The sequence below is a fragment of the Microbulbifer aggregans genome, assembly GCF_020524005.1.
GTDB lineage: Bacteria > Pseudomonadota > Gammaproteobacteria > Pseudomonadales > Cellvibrionaceae > Microbulbifer > Microbulbifer aggregans_A.
In genome coordinates this window covers 595,453-619,085 of sequence record NZ_JAIVKK010000003.1, presented here as the reverse complement: position 1 = coordinate 619,085, position 23,633 = coordinate 595,453, and the positions used below count along the sequence as shown (strand labels likewise).

Genomic DNA, 23,633 nt, shown 5'->3' with positions numbered 1-23,633 from the left:
CATATCGCCAGCTGCGTCATCTGTAGGCCGGACTGTTTCCCGGCTCTGTTTCGGAACAATATTTCATTTATCGTATCCGACCCTCTTCTACTGAATGCCGCAAAGTGCCAGAGAGGAATTTCTGGCTAATGCCCGCGGCGGCGTGCCCGGTGAAAGTCCTGCGAAATGCGCAACGCGCAAGCGTAAAGACACCTGCCTCGCACCTCCTGTGAATTATTCTGCCTGTGCAGTCGGCTCCTCCCCTTTAGGGATCAGTGCACTGCGAGGCCCCACAATCTATATCAAGTAGTTTTATGTTATTTGAAGACCTCGGCCTTGCGCCGGAATTGGCCCGCGCCGTAGCGGAGCAGGGCTATACCCAACCTACCCCGATTCAGTCCCAGGCCATCCCGGTGGTCATGCGCGGCGGCGATGTAATGGCGGCCGCACAGACTGGCACCGGTAAAACGGCGGGCTTTACCCTGCCTCTGCTGCACCGGCTCAGCGCTGGCGAGCGTGCGCGCAGCAACCAGGTGCGGGCTCTGGTGTTGACTCCAACCCGCGAGCTGGCGGCGCAGGTGTTCGACAATGTACAGAGCTACAGCCAACACCTTCCCATGCGCCACTCTGTGGTATTTGGCGGTGTGAAAATCAATCCGCAAATGATGCGCCTGCGCGGCGGAGCGGACATTCTTGTAGCCACCCCGGGCCGTTTGCTCGACCTGTTCAACCAGCGCGCGATCAAGTTTGATCGCCTGGAAGCTCTGGTGCTGGATGAAGCGGATCGTATGCTCGATATGGGCTTTATCCACGACATCAAAAAAATTCTGCGCATCCTGCCGGCAAAGCGTCAGAACCTGCTGTTCTCCGCGACTTTCTCTCCGGAAATTCGCGCACTGGCCAAAGGGCTGGTGAACGATCCGGTAGAAATTGATGTAAGCCCGCGCAATACCACCACCGAAACCGTGCGCCAGAAATTGCACCCGGTGGACAAGGCGCGCAAGCCGGCTCTGCTGAGCCATCTGATTCGCGAAAACAACTGGCACCAGGCGCTGGTATTCAGCCGCACCAAGCACGGTGCTAACCGACTGGTGAAGCAGCTGGAGAGTGGCAAAATCAGTGCGGCGGCGATTCACGGCAACAAGAGCCAGAATGCGCGTACCAAAGCCCTGGCGGACTTCAAGTCCGGTAAAGTACAGATTCTTGTGGCCACCGATATTGCAGCCCGCGGCATCGACATCGACCAGCTGCCGCAGGTAGTGAACTTCGACCTGCCGAATGTTCCGGAAGATTACGTGCACCGTATTGGCCGTACCGGCCGCGCAGGCGCACGTGGCCAGGCGGTATCCCTGGTTTCTGCGGATGAAATCAAGCAGCTGCGCGATATTGAGAAGCTGATCAATAAGCAGATCGAGCGCGAAGAGATCGAAGGTTTCGAACCCGATCACCAGCTGCCAGAGTCCGGTGGTAAAGCAGGGCGCGGAGCGCAGGTTCGCCGCGATGGCGCCCCGCGCAAGAAGCCATCGAGCCGTCGTAACGGTTCTGGTGGGAATAACGCTGGCAACCGGTCCGGTAGTGGCGAAGGTCGTCAAGGCAACCGCTCTGAGCGCTCTGAAGGTCGTGGCAACCAGCAGGCGCGTGGCGAACGCTCGGACAAAAATACGCGTTCCTCCAGCAACGGTAACCGCAACGGTAATCGTCAGGACGGCAACCGCGCCGGAGGCTCTGAGCAACGCAGTCGCCCGCGTCGCCCACGTCGGAGCGAAACGGCCTGATCGAACAGAACAGGCGGCATTTTTCTGAAAAGCGGACTTTTAGTCCGCTTTTTTTGTGAGCTGCTACTTACGTGGAAAGCTGTGCCAGCTCGCGACTTGTGGCTGCCACAGCTTCCTATTCCAAACTCCTTCTTCTCTCATCCTGTCTTACCTGACTTTATATCGTATGACTTCGGTGACCCACTGGTATTAGTATTTTTCACGCCAATGACAGCGTTGTCATTTGAGGTTTTGGTGTGAAGTGGTTCGCCTGTGTGTAGTCCAGGCTTTTCAAGTGCGTCCGGAGTGGGCGCACATGTGTAGTACCAGGGGTCGCACGCGATCCTGCAGTAGGGACAGAGTTATGTACCAATCTTTCCGCGCCGGCGCGTCCGCGTTGGCCCTGGCGGTTGCCGCCACATGTTCTTTTTCCGCGTCGGCGCAGACTGTACAAGTCAGCTGCTCCGGCGTATCCGAGTGGGTGCCCGCCAACGCGTATGCCGCAGGCGCCCAGGTGGTGGAGGGCACGCAGCGCTACACCGCAAAATGGTGGAACCAGAATTCCCAGCCTTCCACTCACAGCAGCGAGTGGGGCGAATGGACGCTCGACGGCGAGTGCCTGCCGGAATTTCACGAAGTGGTGATCGAAAAAGAACTGATGATCCGCGACCTCTCCGTCGTGGACTCCGAGCACGCGATCAGCGGTGCCCTGTCCTGGAACCATCTGATTGAACAGATGATGCCGCAGGAAAACCCGACCGATGCTGAGAAAGAAGTGTTTGTCATGCACTGGCTCAACAGCTTCCTCAACCAGCAGGTGATCAACGAGGATGTGGTTGGCGTACGCCCTGGGATCAATTCGTTGATTATCGAACCTTGGCGTGGCCGGAGCTTTAGCATGAGCCAGGGCACCAGCGATGCGCTCAACTTCGACATCGAGGTGTTCCGCCTGCTCGCCATCGCCTACCGCCCGGACCTGCACAAGCGTGACGCCGCAGGGAATGTAATCAGCGGTGGTGAGGCGCGCTTTGTCTTCAGCTTCAATCAGCCTTCGAATGGCGGCACGCTGCCGGCCAAGGTGATCTTTGAGTACGGCCTGGAAGCCAACTCAGAAGAGGAGTTGCTGGAGTGGGCGGAGGCTTTCCATGCCCTCGGTGCTCTCGAGTTTGGCGAACAGTACAACCAGCAACTGATCGAACTCACCAGCCGTTTCACTGGCAAAAATGTGGTTCCCCATAAGCCCAATGGCAGCGCTCTGAACCAGCTGCGTACCAATGAATTGCCGTTTGATGATCCCTGGCAGTTGCGCGAGTTCAAACTGAGCGCAGAAACCGGCCTGCTGGAACCGGCCACTGTGGCCCAGACCCCGGCCGATTCTGTGAACGGTACTCAACTGTTTGCCGATTATGTGAACAGTGCGGAAGCCGAAATCCTCGACGGCAGCTATGAAGTGCCGCTGACGTTTGCCGGTGAGCCGCTGCTGGGTGGCGCTTCCGACGTGGAAATCGGCGCGTTCGCAATGCCTATCTCCGCTTGGGATGGCCCGGGCATCGAGAACAATGAAGCCCGCCATATTGTCAGCCTGAACACCTGTAGCGGTTGCCACGGTACGGAAACCGATACGGAATTCAATCATGTGGAACAGCGTGCTGCTGGAGAAGTAGCTGTGCTTTCCCCATTCCTGACCGGCGTTGAACGCAACCTGAGCACGGGAGAGGATGAGCCCTTCTTTGTCGAAGACCCGGTAACCGGTGAACTGCGTCGTTTCCAGGAGCTGGACGACCGTCAGTTTATTCTGAGCTGCCTGTTGGAAGACTGTGCGAGTACTGCTGAAGTACAGCCGGTGATGTTGCGCACCCTGTCTGCCACCACTACCAGCACCGTAACCAGCAGTAGTGCTGCGCGGTATAAAGAACTGATGAAATCACGCCGCGCTCGCGCGCACTGAGTGGTGACCATTCACGGCAAACTGGGTTGAGTAAAATTCGTTTGCCGCGATGGCGAAAATAAAAAATGGCCGGTATGGATACCGGCCATTTTTTTAGTTTTAGTGAGTACCAGATGCATCAGCCAGACAGCGCATCCAATAATACTCTCGCCGTACCTTCGGAGGAGGCGGGGTTCTGGCCTGTGATCAGCAGACCGTCACGTACGACGTGGCCCTCCCAGTCATTTGCTTTACTGTAGTGGCCGCCATTTTTCTGCAGCATGTCTTCGACCAGAAAAGGCACCACATCGGTGAGCCCCACCGCCTCCTCTTCACTGTTGCTGAATCCGGTCACTTCCTTGCCCGCAACCAGTGAAATACCGTTTTCTGCCCGTACATGACGGAATACGCCCGGGGCGTGGCACACCGCGGCTACCGGCTTTTTCGCGGTGAAGAACTGCTCGATCAGCTCGATCGAGTGTTCGTTTTCCGCAAGGTCCCAAAGAGGTCCATGTCCCCCGGGATAAAACACGGCGTCGAATGCGTCGGCATTGACCTCCGCCAGGGGAAGCGTGTTGGCCAACTGCGCCTTGCTTTCTGTGTCTGTGGCGAATCGTCGGGTGGCGTCGGTCTGTGCATCCGGGTCGTCACTTTTGGGATCCAGCGGCGGTTGGCCACCTTTGGGGGACGCCAGCGTGATATCGGCACCCGCATCCTTAAAGACGTAATAGGGGGCGGCAAACTCCTCCAGCCAGAAGCCGGTTTTGTGGCCGGTGTCTCCGAGCTGGTCGTGGGAAGTGAGCACCATCAGAATTTTCATAGGCTTACCTGCGTTACTGCATTTCAGGTTGGAATAGATTTCGGGTAATTCAGTCGTCGCTGCCGACCCGGATCACCAGCTTGCCGAAGTTCTTGCCTTCCAGCATACCGATAAATGCTTCAGGGGCCTGCTCAAGGTTGTCGACGATCTGTTCGCGGTATTTGATTTTACCCTCGGCGTACCAGCGGGACATTTCCTGGTAAAACTCGTCGTAGCGGTGCCCGTAATCATCAAAAATGATGAACCCCTGGACTTTCAGACGTTTGACCAGAATCAATCCCATCAGCATCCCCAGCCGATCCGGCCCTTCGGGCAGGTTGGTGGCGTTGTATTGGGAGATCAGCCCGCATACCGGAACGCGTGCACCGGTGTTCAACAGCGGCAACACGCCGTCTAAAACCTTGCCTCCGACATTCTCGTAGTACACATCGATCCCGCTCGGGCATGCGGCAGCCAGTTGTTCAGCGAAATCATCTGCGTAGTGGTCGATGCACGCATCGAAGCCCAGTTCCTCCACCGCGAAGCGACATTTCTCTGCACCACCGGCAACCCCGACGGTACGACAGCCTTTAAGTTTGCCGATCTGGCCTACGGTTGCGCCCACCGGTCCGGTCGCGGATGCGACCACAAGAGTTTCGCCTTCTTTCGGGGCGCCAATATCCAGTAGGCCCATGTAGGCGGTGAAACCCGGCATACCGAGTATCCCCAGTGCCAGCGACGGTTGTGGGGGATTTTTACCGAGGTTGACCAGCATCTCGCCGTCCGAGAGTGCGTAGTCCTGCCAGCCACAGGTATAGGACAGTACCCAGTCGCCGGTCTCAAACCCATCGAGGCGCGACTCTACCACTCGATTCACGGTACCGCCCACCATTACATCGCCAATGGCCACTGGTTCGGCATAGGACGGTGCGTCACTCATACGGCCGCGCATATAGGGATCGAGGGAAAGAAATACGGTACGCAACAACACCTGCCCATCTGCTGGGCGGGGAATATCAGCCTGCTCGAGGCGAAAATTATCCGGGCTCGGCGCGCCTACGGGGCGAGACGCGAGGACCAGGCGGCGATTGTGATCTTTGGACTGGTTCAGGCTCATGGGGCGGTCTCCGTTACTCGTTAAGTTGTAGTCGGTTTCCGGTGGGATTCGTTCAATAAGACGGTTCGGCTAGTAACCGTTTGCTATGTCAGGCGGCTTCATTAGAAGGAGTGCTTCGGGTGAGTTTGGGGCAGGGACGGCGGGTTGCCCACCGTCGGCCACCAGTTGGACACTTTACTCGCCATGTAGTCCAGTGTGAGTTGAGTAAGCGTGTTGACACTAACGCAGAGTGCACTTTTATCTACATAAAACGTGGTGAATGATTGCTGGCCGCGGTCGCCGCGCCGGTGCCCTTGGGGGTGATGCCGAGGAAGTAAAAGAAGCCGGAGATCGGTATTTAATTTTGGTGGGAGAGATTTTCTTAGAAATTAAAAACACATATGCAAATAATGAAAAAAACCTCGGTGAAACCATGTATGTTCTCGATCACAGTCGGGGAAAATCGAGTACCAATACGCGGCGGCGGGTCTGGTGGATAAAATCATCAACCATGGCCGGACTGGCGAAGCGCTGAATATTACGATTTCGACCGAATACGATAAGCGTGGCAGAAAGGCTGCAATGACAGATCCTGATAAAGGGACATGGCAGCATGAATACAATGCTTATGGCGATGTTATCGTCCAGACCAATGCCGATAATCAAAAAACGGCTACAGACTCCGACCAGTATGGTCGCCCGATTCGCCGTACGGATTTTAAAGCGGGTGGGGCAAAAGAAGAGTTCCATACGCGCTGGTACTATGACGAAAAAGGGGCTGCTGGTGAAACGGTTGCGAATGCCCTGGGTAAGATCACCGCAGTAGTTCACTCCCAAAGCAGCTCAGATGAGCAGTGCTATCTTGGGTCTGCCGAGTACTGTGAGCTCTACTCCTATGACTCCTATGGCCGTTCGAGCGCCGTTGCCAGTGTTGTTGGTAAGAGCGGGGCGGAAGGCGAGTATGTAAGCACTACAAGTTACGATGGCCTTGGGCGACCGTACCGCCAGTATGATGCGCTGGATAAAACGCTTGTCAATGCAGGGAAAGCGATAACCAGTGGTGTTCAGAGCTACTACACAAGTACGGGTCATCTTCGCTATGTAAAAGATATCGCATCCGGCAATGAGTTGTACCGTATTGTCGATGTCAATACCCGTGGTCAGGTCGCCGCTTTTGACGTTGTGAATGGCCTGGTTCGCGTTGACCATGGCTATGACAGCGCAACGGGCCGGCTCGATACCCAATTGGCCAAAAACAGCCTGAACAGCACCCTGCTCGCCAGGGCAGATACGTGGGATAAGGTTGGGGACCTGACAGGCCGCAATGATCATGGTCCAGTTGCGGGTACAATTGAATGGTGGGTAGGGGATGGCGATGAGTCTGGGAAAGTTAGAGAGCATATTGGTAAGATGCTGGATTTTTACGGGAATAAATAATTTCAGGGATTTAGTTTATGTATAGATTTTCCAGTCTATTTTTGATGGCTTGCTTGTTTTTTTCTCCCGTATGTCTGTCTCAGGAAACGCGATCTGAGTTTTTGGCGTTATATAGAGAAGCGATTGAAGGTGGTAATACAAGTCGCGTTGTTGAGTTGTTGGATACTGCTATAGGATCTAAGGATGAGCTGGTTTCTGGAGAGGCAAAAGTTCACACCTATTTATTTTATAGAACGCATAAAGCTGTAGATAAAGAGTTGGCGTTACAATATTTGAGAGACATTTCGGCTAGCGACTACTGCCATTTTAGGCAAATTGCTTTTTTCTATCTTGCGGAAGAGGAAACAGATGGATTTTCTAAAAATGAGTTCTCGCCTTCCGCGCTCAATGGCTTGAAAATTTCCGCATCTCTAGGTGTAAGGCAGGCAGCACGAGTTTTGATGGATTACTATTTCAAGAGTGAGAGATACAGTGATTCCTATTTTTGGCTTATGGTTTATTCGAAAATGGTGAATAAGGGTACGATCGGATATGAAATGGCTATCTCTTTGGAAGAAAAGCTGCTAAATCATCTTGAAGCTAATGATCTAAAAGAAATTAGATTGTCTATGGACGAGCGTTTAGGCGAGATTTCTCAATGTGTAGAATTGAGTAAGTGAATTTAGGTTTATGGGTATAACTGTGATCTTTCGTGGCGGGTTGATTTCATTCTAATACCTAATAATGCCTAAAAGAGTTCGATGTGATTCTTCGATGTTGCGCTACCAGATGGTTGGTTTAGCTACAATAAGAAACCGCGCCCTCTGGCGCGGTTTCTGTGTGCGTGCGAGGTGGCTCAGCTGACATAGTGAAGTAAGTCGCCGCACCCGGCCCCACCGGCAAGCCGGCAACAAACACCCACAGGAAGAAGAGCGCAGTCCAGCCGATAAAGAGGTAGATTGAGTGCGGAATTATGGTCGCAATCGGTGTGCCGATTCTCAGGTCTTTCTTGTAGAGGGTGACGAAGGAAACGATCAGGCCGAAATAGCTCATCATCACGGTGATGCATTGGTTACCGAATCGCTGATACGGCAGGCGGCCAGGATGAATTCCGAGGCGTAACCCAGCAGCATCAGCATCGGTACAAAATTCGGTGTGGCTACCGCCCACGGTGCAGAGACGCTGCCCAGGCTCAGATTGACCAGCCCGCACTTCAGGATAAAAGGGACGGCGGGTTGCCCCGCCGCCGGCGATTAGTTGGTCGCTTTACTCGCCATATAGCCCAGTGTGAGTTGAGTCAGCGCTTCGGTACCAACGCTGAGTTCACTTTCATCCACATAAAAACGTGGCGAATGATTGCTCGCCGCGCTATGAATGGGCGTATCTATGACGCGGATCTGGGCAGGTTCTTGCAGGCGGATCCAATGATTGACGGCGTTACTGATACCCAGGGCTACAACCGCTATAGCTACGTAAAAGGTAACCCTCTGACGCTTACAGACCCGACGGGTTACTACAGCTGGAGTGATTTCAGGGAGGATCTTTCTGAAGGCTGGGAATCCGCCAAGAACCGACTGTTTGGCGAAGGCGGCGGAGTGACCGTGAGCTTTGGAACCGATGGGTTTGGCATTCAAACCGGACAGTATAATCCGGACCACAACGGCTTTTGGGCTCCAATGGAAGGCATGGTGCCTGAAGGTGTTGCCGTTGGGGCGTTTCAGACTGGAAGTGGTAATGGCAGTTATTCGATTATGTCTCGGGGGCTTGGTACGCTAAATGGTGGAGGAGCTGCCTTGTATGCTTCATATTCTACAATATCGTACATATTTGGGCAGATTTATAATGACTCCGATGTCGATTATGACACCGAAAGCAGTAGGATAAGAGGGATACTAAGTAATATTCCGAATGACCCTCGAAACGTCTACAACGATGCTGTCAAGGCTTCGAGAAATAATAGATATGTCTCCTATTTGGATAGAGCTACATTTGTAGACGAAATAAAAATGGGTTTTTGTAAAACTATTCATTCTTGTTCATCTACGAGATATTTTTCAAGTACTCAGGAGGCTATTAATTTTTCAAAAGAAAATCCTGGCTGGAGCTTGATAGAAGGAGAGCATGTTAAAAGTACAGGTAGTATCTTTGTTTATAGAAGTGCAACTGCTCCAAGAATGGAGTACTTTAAAGATGATATGTCGGAAAAGAAAAGGCAGTTAGGGATAAGCTGTGCGTGTAGTCAGTTAACCGGTATTGAATCAGTGATAGGAACATTGTCTCATGAAGGTTCCCATAAAATGAACTATGGACATGGGAATACCCTATATTATCGCGAAAGAAGGCCGATTGAGTATTACAGAGAAAACAAATGATTCAGTTATTTATACATAGGTTATTCAATCTATTTTTTGTTTTTCTTGTCTCACAGTCTGTGTGCTCAGATCAAATTGTGTCAGATGAGAGGTTTGGGAAAATTATCAGGTTTAACTCCTTTGAAGAAGCCGAAGAAAAGGGGTTTATGAAGTCCAAAATTTTTAGAGATGATGAAATGTTTATCGCTGAGTCTTTGGAGGTTCAGCGTAAATTTATATCTCTTAAAAGGTCGTGTGATGTGGGGTTTTCAATTTACACGTATTCAAGGATGGTCGAGGATGTTAGGTCGGTTTTTTCCGTTAATAAAGTGGATTATTTTGACTTGGAAAAACTGCTGAAAAACATGAGTTTTAGTGCGAAAAAAAATAGTGAGGAAATAGGTTTTACCTTGGTCTTTCCTGATTCCTGTTTTTTTGGTGAAGGCTATAGTTTAACGATAAATGTTTTATCGGGTGGCTAGTTTGTGATTTAAAGGTTTGGATGGTATTGGGCTGGTGGATTGGAAGAGATATATTGAAATCGAACAAAACTGTTCCTGATTGAAGTGTTATTATGTGATCTATCGATTCGCATACGGAAGCCCGGAAGAATCTGTGGTTGGTGTATACAGGAGAAGCAAAAAATGAAGAGAAAAGTAGCTTTATTAAACATATTTTTCTGCTGTTCTTTTCTGCTTAGCTCTTGTGGGACGATAGGAAAAGGCGAGTATTATCCGAATAACGTCTTTTCACTTTCCAGCAGTGAATCCATGGCCTCCTTTGTGAACGGAAATGGCGGGAGCTGGATAGTCTCATTTGATAGACCGAGTAAGTCGGATGACGGGTATGTTTCAGCCGTAGTGAGGCTGGATAATATATACGGGGCAGATATAAGTGTCGATTTTTTGCAGGTGGATGTGTATAACAGAGCTTGCACTGGGAAGCCGTTTATGGTTTTCGAAATTGGTCGATCCAGTAACGTCGGCTCAGTGCTTCCTCAGCACTTCTCGATTACATCTGAGGCGTGTGTGGAAATTAGATATTTTATTCTTGAAGGCGATAAATTGATATTAACGGATAATTTTGAGTTGGTTTTTTTAAAGTAAGCTATTTAATGACTACTGTTTTTAATCGACTCCTTAATGGAAGGTCGCGCCAGATGGCGCGGTTTTCGTATGTAAACAAGTTGCTTTATTTACTAGAGAAGTAAGTAGCTGCACCCGGCGCCACTGGCAGTCCAGCGACGAACACCCACAGGAAGAAGTGCGCACTCCAGCCGATAAAGAAGAAGATTGAGTGCGGAATCATGGTCGCAATAGGTGTGCCGATTCTCAGGTCTTTCTTGTAGCCGGTGACGAAGGAAACGATCAGGCCGAAATAGCTCATCATCACGGTGATGCATTGGTTACCGAATCACTGATACGGTAGGCGGCCTGGATGAATTCCGAGGCTTAGTCCAGCACATCAGCATCGCCGCAAAATTCGGTGTGGCTACCGCCCACTGTGCAGAGACACTGCCCAGGCTCGGATTGACCAGCCCGCACTTCAGGATAAAAGGGACGGCGGGTTGCCCCGCCGCCGGCGATTAGTTGGTCGCTTTACTCGCCATATAGTCCAGCGTGAGTTGCGTCAGCGCTTTGGTACCAACGCTGAGTGCACTTTCATCCACATAAAAACGCGGTGAATGGTTGCTGGCTGCGGTCGCCGGATCTGTGCCTTTGGGGGTGACACCAAGGAAGTAATAGAAGCCGGGGATTTCGTTGGCAAAGAACGAAAAGTCTTCCGCACCGGTCACCTTCGGTACCACGATTACCTTGTTTTCACCCGCGGCTTCCTCGAGCACCGGTACGGCCATTTCCGTCAGTTGCGGATTGTTGCTGGTTACCGGGTAGCCTTCGAGAATTTCCACTTCGGCTACAGCACCAGTGCTTTCGGCGAGTTTCTCTGCGGTCACTTTGAGTCGTTTGAAAATTTCCTGGCGGTTGTCTATATCGAAATTACGGATGGTGCCGTTCAGGAACACGCTGTCAGGAATGATGTTGTTGCGTACACCGCCATCAATTTTGCCGAAAGACACTACCGCGGGCTCCTTGGTGATGTCGATCTGGCGGCTGACGATGGTCTGGGTACCCATCACGATCTGCGCTGCCGCGGTAATCGGGTCGACCCCGCCCCAGGGACGCGAGCCGTGGGTCTGACGCCCTTTGACGTTAATACGGAATTCGTCAGAACTCGCCATCAGTGGGCCGGAACGGTAACCGATCACACCGCTGGGCAGGCTGGAGGAGACGTGCTGGCCAAAGGCCACCTCCGGCTTGTACTTCTTGAACAGGCCTTCTTTCAGCATCAGCTCCGCGCCGCCTTCCTCACCATCCGGCGCGCCTTCCTCGGCGGGCTGAAAGATAAACAGCACGTTGCCGGCAAGATCATCGCGCATTGCCGACAGCACCTGTGCGGCCCCCATCAGCATGGCCACATGGGTATCGTGGCCGCAGGCGTGCATGACCCCGACTTCTTCACCGTTGTACTGGGTTTTCGCTTTGGAGGCGAACGGTACATCCACTTGCTCGGTTACTGGCAACGCATCCATATCTGCGCGCAGGGCGACAGTGGGGCCGGGCTTGCCGCCTTTGAGCAGGCCCACAACGCCGGTGTGAGCGATACCGGTCTCCACCTCAATACCCAGGGACTTCAGGTGTGCGGTGATGTACTTGGCTGTCTCGAATTCGCGGTTACCCAGCTCCGGATTCTGGTGCAAGTGGCGGCGCCATTCGATAACATTGTCTTCTGCCTGTGCCAGGTACTTGCTGGCATCGGCGGCGTGTATCATGGATGTTGTGGAAGCGGTGGCAATGGCCATTGAAAGAGAAAGCAGTGTCTTTTTCACAACGATTTCCTGTATTTCCGGTCGGTTGTTGTTATGGTGGCGGAAGGTCACAATTGTAACGATTCATGAGTCTAACGCGAAATAGAGGAGTAGCCCCATAGCCAATCCAATTATTGAGCGGCTTCAGGCCCAATTAGTGGCAGGTAAGGATTCACCACTGTTGCGCTTTGGGCTTGGTAGCGCACTATTCAATTTAAAGGAATACGATGAGGCGATTCCGCATCTGCAGGAATGTCTCAAGCAAATGCCGGACCATTCCGCCGCGTGGAAGTTACTGGGACGCTGTCAAATGGCGTCAGGCAACGACCAGGCGGCGGTGGATGTATTCCAGCGTGGACTGGAAGTGGCGAAAAAGAAAAGCGATATACAGGTTGAACGAGAGATATCGGTCTTTCTTAATAAGCTTGCGCGTAAATCCGACTGATTCCTATTCATCCCAAGTGTGCCGTTGGCAGTGGCCGAGTAGTAGTCATGCCTGTTCATTACGCAATGAAATCGAAGTGGAAACGCTATTGAAGGCGCCCGCATCATAGATGGCCGGGTCCGGTCACCTGTTGATGCGCCTTTTAAAGATTACACGCGTCTCACATTAAACCTCATGCCAGCATTTTCTTGCAGGCGATCAATAAGCTTATCGCCGAATGCTGAGGCGGGAGTGTGAATACCTGCTGGAATGGAATCCCGGTTTTCCAGAAAGCAGAATACAGACTCAGTGACCATTTTTGCTGTGGAGTGATAACCGGGGTCAAAATCACTTTCTACCGAAGTGATGATACGCTTGTTGTTTTCTTCCCCTATAAACTGAATTTTATAGTACCCATCCGCTGTATCATCATTAATATTGTTGTTTTTTGCCATTTCTCTGTCTGAGGCTATTGCCTTGGCCGTTTTTTCCCCGCGACTTCCAGGGCCCGTCATCCACATTTCGTCGTAAATAAATGATTTTCCGTATGGGTAATTTAGAAGGTGGTTGGAACGATGTACGTTTTTGGTATTGATTACCGCCATCATAAAAGGGGCCACCCAGGAGTCGATATCCTCCTCATAAGTGGGTACAACACCTGATGGTTGCCTCGGTCCATCGTTACCTTCGCAGAGCGCAAATGGGTTTAGTAGCTGTTTCAGTAGTTGAGGATCTTCGTGGCCAGATCTGACAGTTGCCGCGAGACTTTGCGTCGTCCCATCTGAAAAATTCCCGACCATCTTTTCAATTCTTGCTCTCACTTTGGAAACCGGTTTTCCCAGGTGTTTTTTCGCTACATTTTGTATGTGATGTACACCGAGGTCGAATGGAATTGAATCAAATCCACAGCTAAATATGATTCTGGATCCATTTTTTTTCGCTGACTCGGAGTGGCTGGATATCATTTTGTACATCCAGCCAGGTTCTCCACAAAGGTCGATGTAATCGATTCCTTCACGTATACAGGCAGACATAACGTAGCTGCCAAAATCGCTATAAGGTCCAACCGCGTTAATTATAAGTTTAGAAGACTTTGCCAGTTTTCTTAGTGACGAGGGGTTTCCTGCGTCCGCAATATGGTAGGAAATGGAGTCTTTGTTTTTGCCAGTTTCTATCGTTTTCCTTAATTTATGCTCATCCCTGCCTGCGATTGCGAGTGAGATGCTACCGTTTTTTTTGCTGGAAATGTTGTCGAAAATTAAGCTTCCGGTAACGCCTGTGGCGCCTAGAAGAACAATGTCATGTTGATTCATAAAACCTGCCAGAGAAGTGCAGCACAAAACTTGGATGATGAACGCGCCAAGAAGAAAAACGCGCTTTACTTGGGTGACGTTCAATTCATTAAATCACGTTTTTCTTGGATCGGTAACCTTGTGGCGCATCTATCAACAACATAAGTTTTGTTGATTTTGGTACGTTGGTTTTACTTTGTATGTGAATAAATCGCTTTGGGTTACTTAAAGAATCCTGTCACATTTTCTGTGATAGAAAATATTTTAATAATGGCGTTTTTGAGTTGGCTGGGTTTAAGTTTTACTAAGGTCTGTGTCGAATGAAAAAGGATTTTGAAGGGATTAGTGTTGTTATTCCAACCTACAATTACAGGGATTTACTTGAAAAAACTCTTGATTCACTCTGTGACCAGAGTCTTGATAAATCGTTGTATGAAGTAATTGTTGTTGATGATGGTTCCTCTGATAACACATTTGAAGTAATACCTAAGTATAAAGACAGAATAAACATTCTGTATCTCTATCAGCCGGACTTTGGGTTTCGCGTAGCGTCAGCCAGAAACCTGGGGGTCATTCAGGCTAAGTATGAAATCGTTTTGTTTTTTGACTCTGGAATGATTGCTTCCAGGAACCTCCTGGATGAACACCTGAAGTCGCACTCACAGTTCGGTAGAGAGGTTGTTATCGGGTTGTCTTATGGTGTGAATGAGTTCTGTTCGAGCAATTTTAATAAGTTAAGTGAGATCTTGTCGTACCCTGCCGACAAAGTATTCCCCATGCTTAGTATTTCTCCGGAACTATATGATTGCCGTTTTGAGATGTTTAGCAAGTTGATGGGAAAGGACCTCAATAGGTACGGGGCATGGGTGGCGTTCTGGACCGGCAATGCATCGGTAAAGCGCGGTGAATTGATAAAAATAAACGGCTTTGATGAATGGTTCAATTCCTGGGGCGGAGAGGACGTCGAACTTGGTATTCGCCTGCAGAAAAGCGGCTGTAAATTTCGTGTTCTTCCAGGCATGGAAGCCGTACATGCGCCACATGAAAAGGACGCGGAACAAAAAGTACGCGACTCAAGAAATAATATTCAATACATCTGCAGGAAGCATTCCGAGAGCGAGTATCAGACCCTGAAGTCCCTGACGTGGCAGGAGATACTCGGTATTGAAAGGCAATACCCGAAAGCATGTGCGGAACCCTCTTTAGCTTAAATAAATGGATTTGGATCTGGTTATGAAAGACAGCGCTGTCAAAAGTACAGATATCGCAATTATCGGTTTGTCCTGCCGCTTGCCAGGCGGTAACAACAGTCCGGAAGAATTTTATGAATTTCTATTGAACGGTGGGGATGGGATTGTCGATGTTCCTGCTGACCGTTGGGATTCGGAAGCTTACTACGATACCGATCGAGAAAAGGTCGGAAAAATGTTTGTGAACCAGGGGGGATTCATAACAGGACTTGATCAGTTCGATCCACAATTTTTCGGAATTTCTCCTAAAGAGGCCCCCCACATTGATCCACAGCACCGCTGGTTGCTTGAGCTCACGCAGGAGCTGATTGAGAACTCGGGCTTAAAGTCTAGTGACCTGAAAGGTAGTGACACCGCGGTCTATATCGGTCAATTCATGCATGACTATGAGCAAATTCAGCTCGACCCCATGGCCCACGAAAATATCAGCAGCCACTCGGCCACCGGGCCATCCATGACATTGACGTCGAATCGTATTTCTTACGCGTACGATTTTACCGGGCCGAGTATCACACTGGATACTGCGTGCTCTTCATCCCTGGTTGCTCTGGATTTGGCCTGTAAGGCTGTGCTCAATGGTGATAGTCGCTATGCCATCGCCGGAGGGGTAAATATTCTGTTGAGACCCGAACTCACAGTTTCTATCTGCAAAGCTTCAATGTTGTCTCCCGATTGCCGTTGCAAGAGCTTTGATGCTTCTGCAAATGGTTATGTGCGCAGTGAGGGAGCCGGGCTGGTTATGGTCAAGCGGTTATCCGATGCGATCTCGGATAACGATAATATCCTGGCGGTCATTAAAGCGAGCGGTGCAAATCAGGATGGCCACACCGTCGGCATAACAGTGCCGAACGGTGAGTCCCAGAAGAAACTGCTCACCAAGACATTGTCGTTTGCAGAAATCCCTGCCCATGCTATCCAGTATGCGGAAGCACATGGAACCGGCACTGCGGTAGGAGACCCGATCGAAGTCAATGCATTGGGTAGTTTGCTGGGGCAGGATACGGCGCGCGTAAGCCGCTGTGCGATTGGCTCTGTTAAAAGCAATATTGGCCACACAGAGGCTGCCGCCGGTGTCGCTGGCTTGATTAAAACGGTAATGTCAATGAAGCACGGGGTTATCCCTGGAAACATTCATTTCAATCAGGTCAATCCGGAAATAAACCCCGAAACCCTCAATATCGACATTCTCGCGAAGAATACTCCGTGGCCGGATATCGCGGGAGAGAAGCGTCGCGCCATTGTGAACTCGTTCGGTTTTGGCGGTACTAACGCGAATGTGGTTATTGAACAGGCTCCAGTAAAAGCCGATGAGCATTGCTGCCAATCGTCACTTGCCAATGGCGACTTTCATCTTTTGCCTGTCAGTGCGAAAACAGAGAAGGGGCTAAAAGACCAGGCAGAGAAGTGGATTGACTACCTTCTTGATAGCGAAGACCGGGAAGATGCTGCTGACCTGCAGGATATCTGCTACACCGCGGCGAACAAGCGCGAGCACTTCAAATATCGTCTTATTGCTAGCGGGAAGAGCAAGCAAGAACTGGTCATGGCTCTGGAGGATTTCCTGGCGGGATCGGCGAGTGCCAACTATGCGTCCGGCTCCGTCAACACTGACGATGGAAAACGGGTTTGCTTTACGTTCTCGGGAATGGGAACGACGTGGGCAAAGATGGGACTGGAACTTTATCGACAGGAACCGGTTTACAAAACGGCTATTGATCGCTGTAGTGAAGCGCTAAAACAGTACTCCGGCTGGAGTCTCGTAGATGAACTTTACAACAGTGAAGATCCTGACCGTATCCATACCACATTTATTGCACAGCCGGCGATTTTTGCTTCCCAGTATGCTCTTGCAGAGTTGATGGCAAGCTGGGGTGTAAAACCCGATGCCGTTGTTGGACATAGCGCTGGAGAAGTGGCAGCTGCGTACGTGGCGGGCGCGCTCAGCTTTGATGATGCTATTAAAGTCATCTATCACCGTAGCTCACTGCAGCACACTACAGAGGGACTCGGCAAGATGCTGGCCGTCGCTCTTACAGAAGAAGAGCTGAAGCCATATCTGTCTGGAATTGAAGACAAGGTTTCCATCGCCGCGATCAACAGCGAGGAAGCGTTGACGCTGGCAGGTGATGAAGCCGAACTCGAGAAAATTTCCGAAAAACTGGATCAGGAAGGGATCTTTGCGCGCTTTTTGAAAGTAGCGGTTCCCTATCACAGCCCGGTGATGGATCGCCTCAAGACACCGCTCATTGATGCGCTGAAAGATATCAAGCCGCAGAAGCCGCACACGCCGCTTTATTCGACCGTAACCGGCGAGCTGGCGAAGGAGGGAGATTTCGGCTGTGAGTACTGGCCGGAAAATGTGCGAGAGCCCGTACTGTTCAAAAGAGCGATTGAGCGTATTGCCAAAGATGGTTACGGGACCTTTCTGGAAATAGCGCCCCACGCTGCCTTGGCTAGCTCCATTTCCAAGAATATCGAACGAAATATGAATAGCGGCGGTGTGGTCACTACCCTCAAGCGCGATCAGGATGACGCTTTGATGGCGGTAATGGCGATCGCAGGGCTGCAATCTGTGGGTTACGACATCGATTGGGAAGTGCTGTATCCACAGGCTTCTGCGAAGGTTGTTCCCATCCCGAACTATGCGTGGCAGCACGCACGCTACTGGCATGAGACAGAGGACGTCGCAGCCTCTCGACTGAAAAATGTCCGTAAACAGGGCGGTTTTGATGCTCCGGTGCACGAACTACTCGGAGCACCCCTCAATTCAACCGCGTTAATCTGGCACAGCTCAATCGACCTTCAGCAGCAAACATACCTCCGTGGACACAAGGTCGAAGGCGAGCCAGTTTTTCCCGGCGCGGCGTATATCGAGATGGCCCTGCGCGCAGGGAAGGATCTGGTTTCCTCTGACGCGGTCAGTTTGAAACAAGTGGAATTCAAGCGAGCGCTGTTCCTGAATGACAGCGCTGCCACTCTTGTTGAGACACACCTGGACCAGAATTCCGGGCGCTACGCGATTCGTGTTCAGGATAACGATGATCGCCAGTGGCGGATCTTCAGTGACGGTCAGGTACATGATGCGCCGGACTCGGTAGCAGACGAGGCACCGATAGACCTGCCGAAGCTCATCGCCAGTATGGAAAGCGAGTACAACAAGGACGATTTTTACCAGCATTGTCGAGCACTTGGCCTGCACTATGAGGAGGAGTTTCAGGCCGTGCAGCGTTGCTGGTTTGACAAGGATTCGTCTCTTGTCGAAATTATGCCGAGCGATTCCGTTCTGAAATCTTCCGAAGATTACCTGTTGCATCCGTGTATTCTGGATAGCGCATTCCAGGGGCTTTTCCCAACTATTGAATCGGGCTATCTGCCGGTTGCTATCGAGCGCTTGAATTACCTGAAAGCGCCCTCCGGTCGATGTTATGGCTATCTGACCTCGCGCAGTCGAAGTGAGTCGGAAATTGTGGGTGATGTTGCGCTGCTTGATGAAAGCGGGGATCTGCTCGTCAAAATATCCGGCATTACTTTGAAGGCGAGTAATATGCAAGAGCGCCTTCAGGGGAGTAATGACCTTTGTTATGACTATTTATGGCAAGCACTTGAGGTAGATGAAGGCGCTGATACTAGTACGGCTAACTGGCTGGTTTTACGCGGAAGTTCTACACGAGCGGTTGAGATCGAGGATTATCTTCGGACACGTTGGGATAACGTCGAAACCATCGTATTCGACCCGGATAATTTACAGGACGGTCTGACGCAGTTGCCGCAGTACGCAAAGCGCACGAGTCATATCTTCAACCTGCTGGCTCTCGATTTTGTTGGTGATTCCCTCGACTACCAGCAGGTCCTCTCGCAAAGCCAGGTTACCCTGAAGCTTGCTCAGGCGATTTCAGAAATTGAGTGGGCGCACCAGACCGCACTGATATTTGCTACCGAAAATGCTCAGGGGGTTATTGCCGCTGACCGGAATATGGCACCTGCGCAGGCTGCTGTGTGGGGATTTGCCCGAGTATTTGGCTCCGAGTTCCCTGACTTCAAGGTGACGCTGGCTGATCTCGACCGAGCCCCAATTGATAACTCGCTTGCTGCTTTAGCTGAGTGGCTGGCCGGCCCGGGCTACGAGCAGGAAGTGGCTTGCCGAAATGGTGACCTGTACGCAAACCGCTTGCGACAGCTGACTCCGGCGGTGATGCAGTCGAACTGTGATTCGTTAACAGAACTTCGCGAGGATGAGCAATTCAGCCTCGATACCAGAGACGGTAATAACGGCTTATTGGCCGTTCGGGAACCACAGTTGACACCAGGCGATGGCGAGCTGGTAATCCGTGTAGAAACCTTTGCTATCGATGCTGGCACTAGCGGCCGTCCGGTTTATGGGGTTATTGGACAGGTCACCGGCTCGCTGGATCCCCAGTTTCTCGGAGAGCGGGTATATGCCCTGACAGAACAGGCGCCCCGTTCGCAGCTCCTCGTCGATGCGGAACGGACTGTACCCTGGCAGGGAGATGCCATTCAAAGTGTGGGTTTGACCTCCAGCCTTCTCGCGGCTCATGTTATAGAGCTGTTGCGAACAGACTCGAATCGCGCAAGTATTTTTGTGACTGGCGACTGGGATGCATTTACCCGCGGGCTGTCACGGTTTGCAGAAGAGTCCGGAATTAATATTTGCTTCTGCAGCCACCATGCGGAGCACCTGGCGCAGGCACGTGCTGAAAATGTATTCGCGGTATCGGCCGATGATCCGGATCTGGTGAGGGAGGCACGGCAAAGTAACGGCGGCAACGGGTATCAAGCGGTAGTCTTCCGCGGCGACTTCGATGCGCGTGACAAAGCACTGGAATTACTGGAAGAGGGCGGTCGCTGGCTGGATGTCGCCGCCAAGCCTGAACAGCTGCCGGAAGACCTTTTCGCAATACTGTGTGACAAGTCTGCGATCTACCACCCTATTTCATTGCGAGCTCTTGTCCAGAAACCCGTCGAAACTTTCAGGAAACAACTGGATGACAGCCTAACCGCCCGGGCGGGCCTTGTTCCCGTTACAAACGAGATCTCGGTGCTCGGTGCCCTGGAGCATGGCTACTTGCCAGACAGCCTTGTCACCTTCAGCGACAGGCCAGAGACCGCCATTAGTCGAATCAATTCGGAAGTGATTCGCCCGGATGTCACATATCTGGTAACTGGCGGCCTTGGTGGCTTGGGGCTCGAAATAATGCATTGGCTGGCTGCCGGAGGCGCAACCTCGGTCGTTCTTATCGGCCGCAGCGCACCCAAACCTGAAGCCTTGGTCGAAATCGAACAGGTAAGAAGTGCCGGTGTAGCCATTTCTGTTATGCAGGCGGATGTATGCAGGCTCGACGATATCGAGCAGGTCGTAGCCAGTATCCGCCGCGATCTGCCTCCCCTTGCTGGTGTTATTCACTCAGCAGGTGTACTCGCCGATGGCACAATTCCCCAGCAGTCGGACGAGCAATTCGACCGTGTACTGCAGCCGAAGGTACTTGGCACGTACAACCTGCATCAGGCCACAGCGCATCTGACCCTCGACATGTTTGTCTGCTTTTCTTCGATTGCGGCAATTGTTGGCTGGGCTGGCCAGTGTAACTACGCGGCCGCGAACGCCTTTATGGACAGCTTCTGCCACTGGCGCCAGCGCCAGGGCTTTGCGGCGCTCAGCGTAAACTGGGGCCCCTGGGCCAATGCGGGTATGGCAGCCAATCTGGACGCCAGGGATATCCAGCGAATGGAAGATGCCGGTATGGCGGCGCTCACCACCGATCAGGGCATGGGCGCAATGGAGCAACTGCTTCGGTACCGTCTGCCGCAGGGCGGCGTATTCAATCTTGACTGGGGCCGGATCCTCAAGCAATTCCCTGAACCCGCGAAAAAGACTGTGTTTTCCGAGTTTTTCAACCCGGAAGAAGCCCAGACCGCCATTGATTACCGATCCGTTCTCACCAAGCTTGGTGCGGAAGAAAAAACTCAGCTGTTGATTCAGTTGAGTCGGGAAATCTTTGCTGATGTGCTTGGCCTGGATTCTCCCGAGGCCATCGAACCAACCGGCAATGTATTCGAGTACGGGTTGAACTCCCTGATGGCGATGGAGTTCAAGAATCGTATGCAAACTGCACTGGGTATGAAACTGCCCGGTACGCTGGTGGCCAAGTACTCTTCTGCAAAGGCTCTCGCCGGCCATTTGGTGGAAGAATTTTTAACGGATGCTACCGAATTTAAAGCAGCAGATCAGAGCCAGACCGGCGAAATACCCTGGCTCCCGAGCCGCTACAGCGTGTATCACAACTTATTGGATGGTTGCGATAACAAGGAGCTTAATCACTGGACCAAGAGCTTTGTCCGGGCTTTGAGCCGCGATTTCGATCTGCAAGTATTTATGCGTGCACTGGACGACGTTCTGGCTGTTAATGATGGCCTGCGAGTGGTGAATGATATCGACCAACAATATGGTTCCGCCACGATAGTCGAGATCACTGCAAAAGACATCGTTGAAGCGGTTACTCTGGTTAACCTGAAGGAGGAGGCACTGTACGCAGAGTGGATTAGAGACGTTAACCTGCATACGTCGCCGATGAAGATAAAAATCATAGAGTCCGAGGACTCCGGGGATAAGGTTTTATTGCTCATGTTCCATCAATTATTGATGGATGGAATGAGTGCTATGCAGTTCTTGTCTCAGATAGTTGAAAGTTACGATGCGCAAGTGAAAGGAGAAAGCGCGCGACTGTTTGGCGGATCGCTGTTTGAGTACAGTCACAAGCTCGCGGAATACGCAAATACTGAAAATTGTATAGATAAGGTCAAGGGTATATTGGCTTCCGGGTGGCAGGACGTTGAACCGCTGTCTACAGATTCGCCACTGAACTCAGGCAATAATCGCTATGGTAACGGTCGCACTGAAGTGCTCAAGATCACGCGGCAAAGGAAGGCCAATGTCGACGAAAGTCGCAGCGCAATCCTTGAAATTGCCCGGGCAATAAGTAGCTGGTCCGGAGTTCGAAAGCTCCAGTTTGACTTGCAACACCACGGCCGCCGCCAGGATGCAGTTCTTCCAGATGCCTCCAACACTATTGGCTACTTTACCGAGGATTATCCAGTCTTACTGGATACATCGCGGGATGACTGTGCCGAGCAGTTGGCGCGGAGTATGAACGCGAATAGCGAATATGGTGTTCTTAAGTTCATGTGTGGTGATGAACATGTTCGTGAGCAGATGAAAGCGATTTCTCCGTCCCAGGTGGCGATTAATATCGTTCCTTCTACTAGCGAGGACCACTTGCGTCAGGATGGGAAACTGTTCGATGTAAGAAATGACGAATGGGCGTTCGGACAGTGGTTTGACAGTGAAGTTTCGGGAAGGTACTGGGCCAGTGAAGCCCTTAACAGGCAGGTCCTCTTCTATTTTGAAGTCTACATCAGGGAAGATACCTATGATGTATACATGAACTACAACAGTGAGGTCTACAAACCGGATTCTATCGATCATCTCAAGGCCGCTATATCCGAAAATTTGGGTGGAACTGCCGTCGAAGCCAATCGCCCGGCTCACAAAGAAAAGGTGTAAGTATGGATTACACCTATCTTTCCGGAAGTACCAATATTGTGGCTTTGCATCGTGTTCTTCCCGATGCAGTTCATGAGCAAAAGCTGGTAGAAGTGGCTTGCATGGAGCTGCAGGTAAGCAAGTTGAGGAAGTATATTCTCGACCTGCGGCATGCTGGCTACCAGTTCATAAGCCTTGATGAAGCACTGTTGAGCGAGGCCCCGAAAGGGGCCAAGCGAATTGCGCTGACATTTGACGATGGATATATCGATTTTTATGAGGTGATTTTACCGCTACTTGAGGATCTGAACGTCCCTGCGTGTCTGTATCTGGTTACGGGTTACCCCGATCAAACCTGTTATCACTGTTTTGGAATCCTGGAAGATTTCGTCGCGAAAACGGATTTCATAAAGTTCTCATGGAGAGCGCGACAACATCAATACGAATGTCATACCCGCGAACAAAAAAAGGCAACGCTATTGGCCCTTGATGCTTTCATTGAGAGCCAGATAAATGGTGTTGCGGATGTCCGTGAGCTCTTCGAGAGTATGGGAGTGAGCGCAGATGACATTTTTAGAGTCAGAGCCTTAGATTGGGAAAAAGCATCCGAGCTGCATCGCCATCCCCTGGTAACTATCGGATCTCACACGCTTTCTCACCCCCGGCTGAGTCAATTAACGCTCGATGAGGCAAGACGGGAAATCAATCAGTCCAAGTTCCGCCTGGAAGAGAAGTTGGGGAGCAGGATTAACCACTTCTCCTATCCATATGGCGATTACAGTCGGGACGTTGTCGAGCTCGTTATGGAAGCCGGTTATCTCACGGCTACGACGGTGAAAAGTGGCCACTATGATGGTGGTGATCGGTTTACCGTAAACCGTTACTGGTTGGATTCCAGTCTAAACCCTGTTGAGTGAAGCA

17 protein-coding genes and 1 pseudogene are annotated in these 23,633 nt (G+C 51.3%); 12 read left to right on the top strand and 6 right to left on the bottom strand.

Features of this window, described 5'->3' with window-relative positions; translation table 11 throughout:
* The first annotated feature begins 293 nt into the window (after positions 1–293).
* On the top strand, positions 294–1,754 hold the full coding sequence (locus LC093_RS07475) for a DEAD/DEAH box helicase (protein ID WP_226663755.1): 1,461 nt from the start codon (positions 294–296) through the stop codon (positions 1,752–1,754).
* Positions 1,755–2,097: 343 nt separating this feature from the next.
* Positions 2,098–3,681 (top strand): hypothetical protein, encoded by a 1,584-nt coding sequence (locus LC093_RS07470; protein WP_226663752.1) that lies wholly within the window; start codon positions 2,098–2,100, stop codon positions 3,679–3,681.
* A 118-nt stretch (positions 3,682–3,799) separates the two neighbouring features.
* On the opposite strand, the gene LC093_RS07465 is transcribed toward LC093_RS07470, so the two are convergent.
* Together LC093_RS07465 and LC093_RS07460 are read right to left on the bottom strand one after the other, a co-directional pair.
* Positions 3,800–4,480, bottom strand: coding sequence for a type 1 glutamine amidotransferase domain-containing protein (locus LC093_RS07465; protein ID WP_226663751.1), 681 nt, complete (start codon positions 4,478–4,480; stop codon positions 3,800–3,802).
* Positions 4,481–4,529: 49 nt separating this feature from the next.
* On the bottom strand, positions 4,530–5,576 hold the full coding sequence (locus tag LC093_RS07460) for an NADP-dependent oxidoreductase (RefSeq protein ID WP_226663749.1): 1,047 nt from the start codon (positions 5,574–5,576) through the stop codon (positions 4,530–4,532).
* A gap of 259 nt (positions 5,577–5,835) precedes the next feature.
* Between LC093_RS07460 and LC093_RS07455 the strand changes: the two genes are divergently transcribed.
* The 3 genes from LC093_RS07455 to LC093_RS07445 are packed head-to-tail and all read left to right on the top strand — an operon-like array spanning position 5,836 to position 7,651.
* The gene (locus LC093_RS07455) at positions 5,836–6,090 is read left to right on the top strand and encodes a hypothetical protein (RefSeq protein ID WP_226663748.1); all 255 of its coding nucleotides are present in this window, start codon (positions 5,836–5,838) and stop codon (positions 6,088–6,090) included.
* On the top strand, positions 6,048–6,992 hold the full coding sequence (locus LC093_RS07450; protein WP_226663746.1) for a hypothetical protein: 945 nt from the start codon (positions 6,048–6,050) through the stop codon (positions 6,990–6,992). Before LC093_RS07455 ends, LC093_RS07450 begins: the two co-directional genes overlap by 43 nt.
* Positions 6,993–7,009: 17 nt before the next feature.
* A complete protein-coding gene (locus LC093_RS07445; protein WP_226663744.1) occupies positions 7,010–7,651 on the top strand; it encodes a hypothetical protein in 642 nt (213 codons plus the stop codon).
* 118 nt (positions 7,652–7,769) lie between these two features.
* Here the strand turns inward: LC093_RS07445 and LC093_RS07440 are convergent.
* Positions 7,770–8,161: pseudogene (locus LC093_RS07440) on the bottom strand (AbgT family transporter).
* A 162-nt stretch (positions 8,162–8,323) separates the two neighbouring features.
* Here LC093_RS07440 and LC093_RS07435 point away from each other — a divergent pair.
* The 3 genes from LC093_RS07435 (at position 8,324) to LC093_RS07425 (ending at position 10,428) form a co-directional block, all read left to right on the top strand.
* Entirely contained in the window at positions 8,324–9,343 is a 1,020-nt protein-coding gene (locus tag LC093_RS07435) for an RHS repeat-associated core domain-containing protein (RefSeq protein ID WP_319004909.1), read from the top strand.
* Positions 9,340–9,804, top strand: coding sequence for a hypothetical protein (locus tag LC093_RS07430; protein ID WP_226663742.1), 465 nt, complete (start codon positions 9,340–9,342; stop codon positions 9,802–9,804). The genes LC093_RS07435 and LC093_RS07430 overlap by 4 nt, the downstream gene beginning before the upstream one ends.
* A 162-nt stretch (positions 9,805–9,966) precedes the next feature.
* Positions 9,967–10,428 (top strand): hypothetical protein, encoded by a 462-nt coding sequence (locus LC093_RS07425; protein WP_226663741.1) that lies wholly within the window; start codon positions 9,967–9,969, stop codon positions 10,426–10,428.
* 85 nt (positions 10,429–10,513) lie between these two features.
* On the opposite strand, the gene LC093_RS07420 is transcribed toward LC093_RS07425, so the two are convergent.
* Together LC093_RS07420 and LC093_RS07415 are read right to left on the bottom strand one after the other, a co-directional pair.
* Positions 10,514–10,711, bottom strand: a complete 198-nt coding sequence (locus LC093_RS07420; RefSeq protein ID WP_264192921.1) for an AbgT family transporter — start codon at positions 10,709–10,711, stop codon at positions 10,514–10,516.
* Between the two features lie 196 nt (positions 10,712–10,907).
* Positions 10,908–12,209, bottom strand: a complete 1,302-nt coding sequence (locus LC093_RS07415) for a M20 family metallopeptidase (protein WP_226663739.1) — start codon at positions 12,207–12,209, stop codon at positions 10,908–10,910.
* Positions 12,210–12,345: 136 nt separating this feature from the next.
* Here LC093_RS07415 and LC093_RS07410 point away from each other — a divergent pair, with 136 nt between their 5' ends.
* Entirely contained in the window at positions 12,346–12,633 is a 288-nt protein-coding gene (locus LC093_RS07410; protein WP_413231491.1) for a tetratricopeptide repeat protein, read from the top strand.
* Between the two features lie 149 nt (positions 12,634–12,782).
* On the opposite strand, the gene LC093_RS07405 is transcribed toward LC093_RS07410, so the two are convergent.
* Positions 12,783–14,009: a saccharopine dehydrogenase family protein gene (locus LC093_RS07405; RefSeq protein ID WP_226663737.1), complete on the bottom strand. Its 1,227-nt coding sequence runs from the start codon at positions 14,007–14,009 to the stop codon at positions 12,783–12,785.
* A gap of 215 nt (positions 14,010–14,224) precedes the next feature.
* Here LC093_RS07405 and LC093_RS07400 point away from each other — a divergent pair, with 215 nt between their 5' ends.
* The 3 genes from LC093_RS07400 to LC093_RS07390 are packed head-to-tail and all read left to right on the top strand — an operon-like array spanning position 14,225 to position 23,629.
* Positions 14,225–15,115 (top strand): glycosyltransferase, encoded by an 891-nt coding sequence (locus LC093_RS07400; RefSeq protein WP_226663736.1) that lies wholly within the window; start codon positions 14,225–14,227, stop codon positions 15,113–15,115.
* 22 nt (positions 15,116–15,137) lie between these two features.
* Positions 15,138–22,733: a type I polyketide synthase gene (locus LC093_RS07395; protein WP_226663733.1), complete on the top strand. Its 7,596-nt coding sequence runs from the start codon at positions 15,138–15,140 to the stop codon at positions 22,731–22,733.
* Between the two features lie 2 nt (positions 22,734–22,735).
* Positions 22,736–23,629 (top strand): polysaccharide deacetylase family protein, encoded by an 894-nt coding sequence (locus tag LC093_RS07390; protein WP_226663731.1) that lies wholly within the window; start codon positions 22,736–22,738, stop codon positions 23,627–23,629.
* Positions 23,630–23,633: the final 4 nt, after the last annotated feature.

Bases quoted from the DNA above. Each gene is read 5' to 3' on its own strand.
- LC093_RS07475 (WP_226663755.1), top strand. From the start codon at position 294: ATGTTATTTGAAGACCTCGGCCTTGCGCCGGAATTGGCCCGCGCCGTA.
- LC093_RS07470 (WP_226663752.1), top strand. From the start codon at position 2,098: ATGTACCAATCTTTCCGCGCCGGCGCGTCCGCGTTGGCCCTGGCGGTT.
- LC093_RS07465 (WP_226663751.1), bottom strand. From the start codon at position 4,480: ATGAAAATTCTGATGGTGCTCACTTCCCACGACCAGCTCGGAGACACC.
- LC093_RS07460 (WP_226663749.1), bottom strand. From the start codon at position 5,576: ATGAGCCTGAACCAGTCCAAAGATCACAATCGCCGCCTGGTCCTCGCG.
- LC093_RS07455 (WP_226663748.1), top strand. From the start codon at position 5,836: ATGATTGCTGGCCGCGGTCGCCGCGCCGGTGCCCTTGGGGGTGATGCC.
- LC093_RS07445 (WP_226663744.1), top strand. From the start codon at position 7,010: ATGTATAGATTTTCCAGTCTATTTTTGATGGCTTGCTTGTTTTTTTCT.
- LC093_RS07435 (WP_319004909.1), top strand. From the start codon at position 8,324: ATGATTGCTCGCCGCGCTATGAATGGGCGTATCTATGACGCGGATCTG.
- LC093_RS07430 (WP_226663742.1), top strand. From the start codon at position 9,340: ATGATTCAGTTATTTATACATAGGTTATTCAATCTATTTTTTGTTTTT.
- LC093_RS07425 (WP_226663741.1), top strand. From the start codon at position 9,967: ATGAAGAGAAAAGTAGCTTTATTAAACATATTTTTCTGCTGTTCTTTT.
- LC093_RS07420 (WP_264192921.1), bottom strand. From the start codon at position 10,711: ATGATGAGCTATTTCGGCCTGATCGTTTCCTTCGTCACCGGCTACAAG.
- LC093_RS07400 (WP_226663736.1), top strand. From the start codon at position 14,225: ATGAAAAAGGATTTTGAAGGGATTAGTGTTGTTATTCCAACCTACAAT.
- LC093_RS07395 (WP_226663733.1), top strand. From the start codon at position 15,138: ATGAAAGACAGCGCTGTCAAAAGTACAGATATCGCAATTATCGGTTTG.
- LC093_RS07390 (WP_226663731.1), top strand. From the start codon at position 22,736: ATGGATTACACCTATCTTTCCGGAAGTACCAATATTGTGGCTTTGCAT.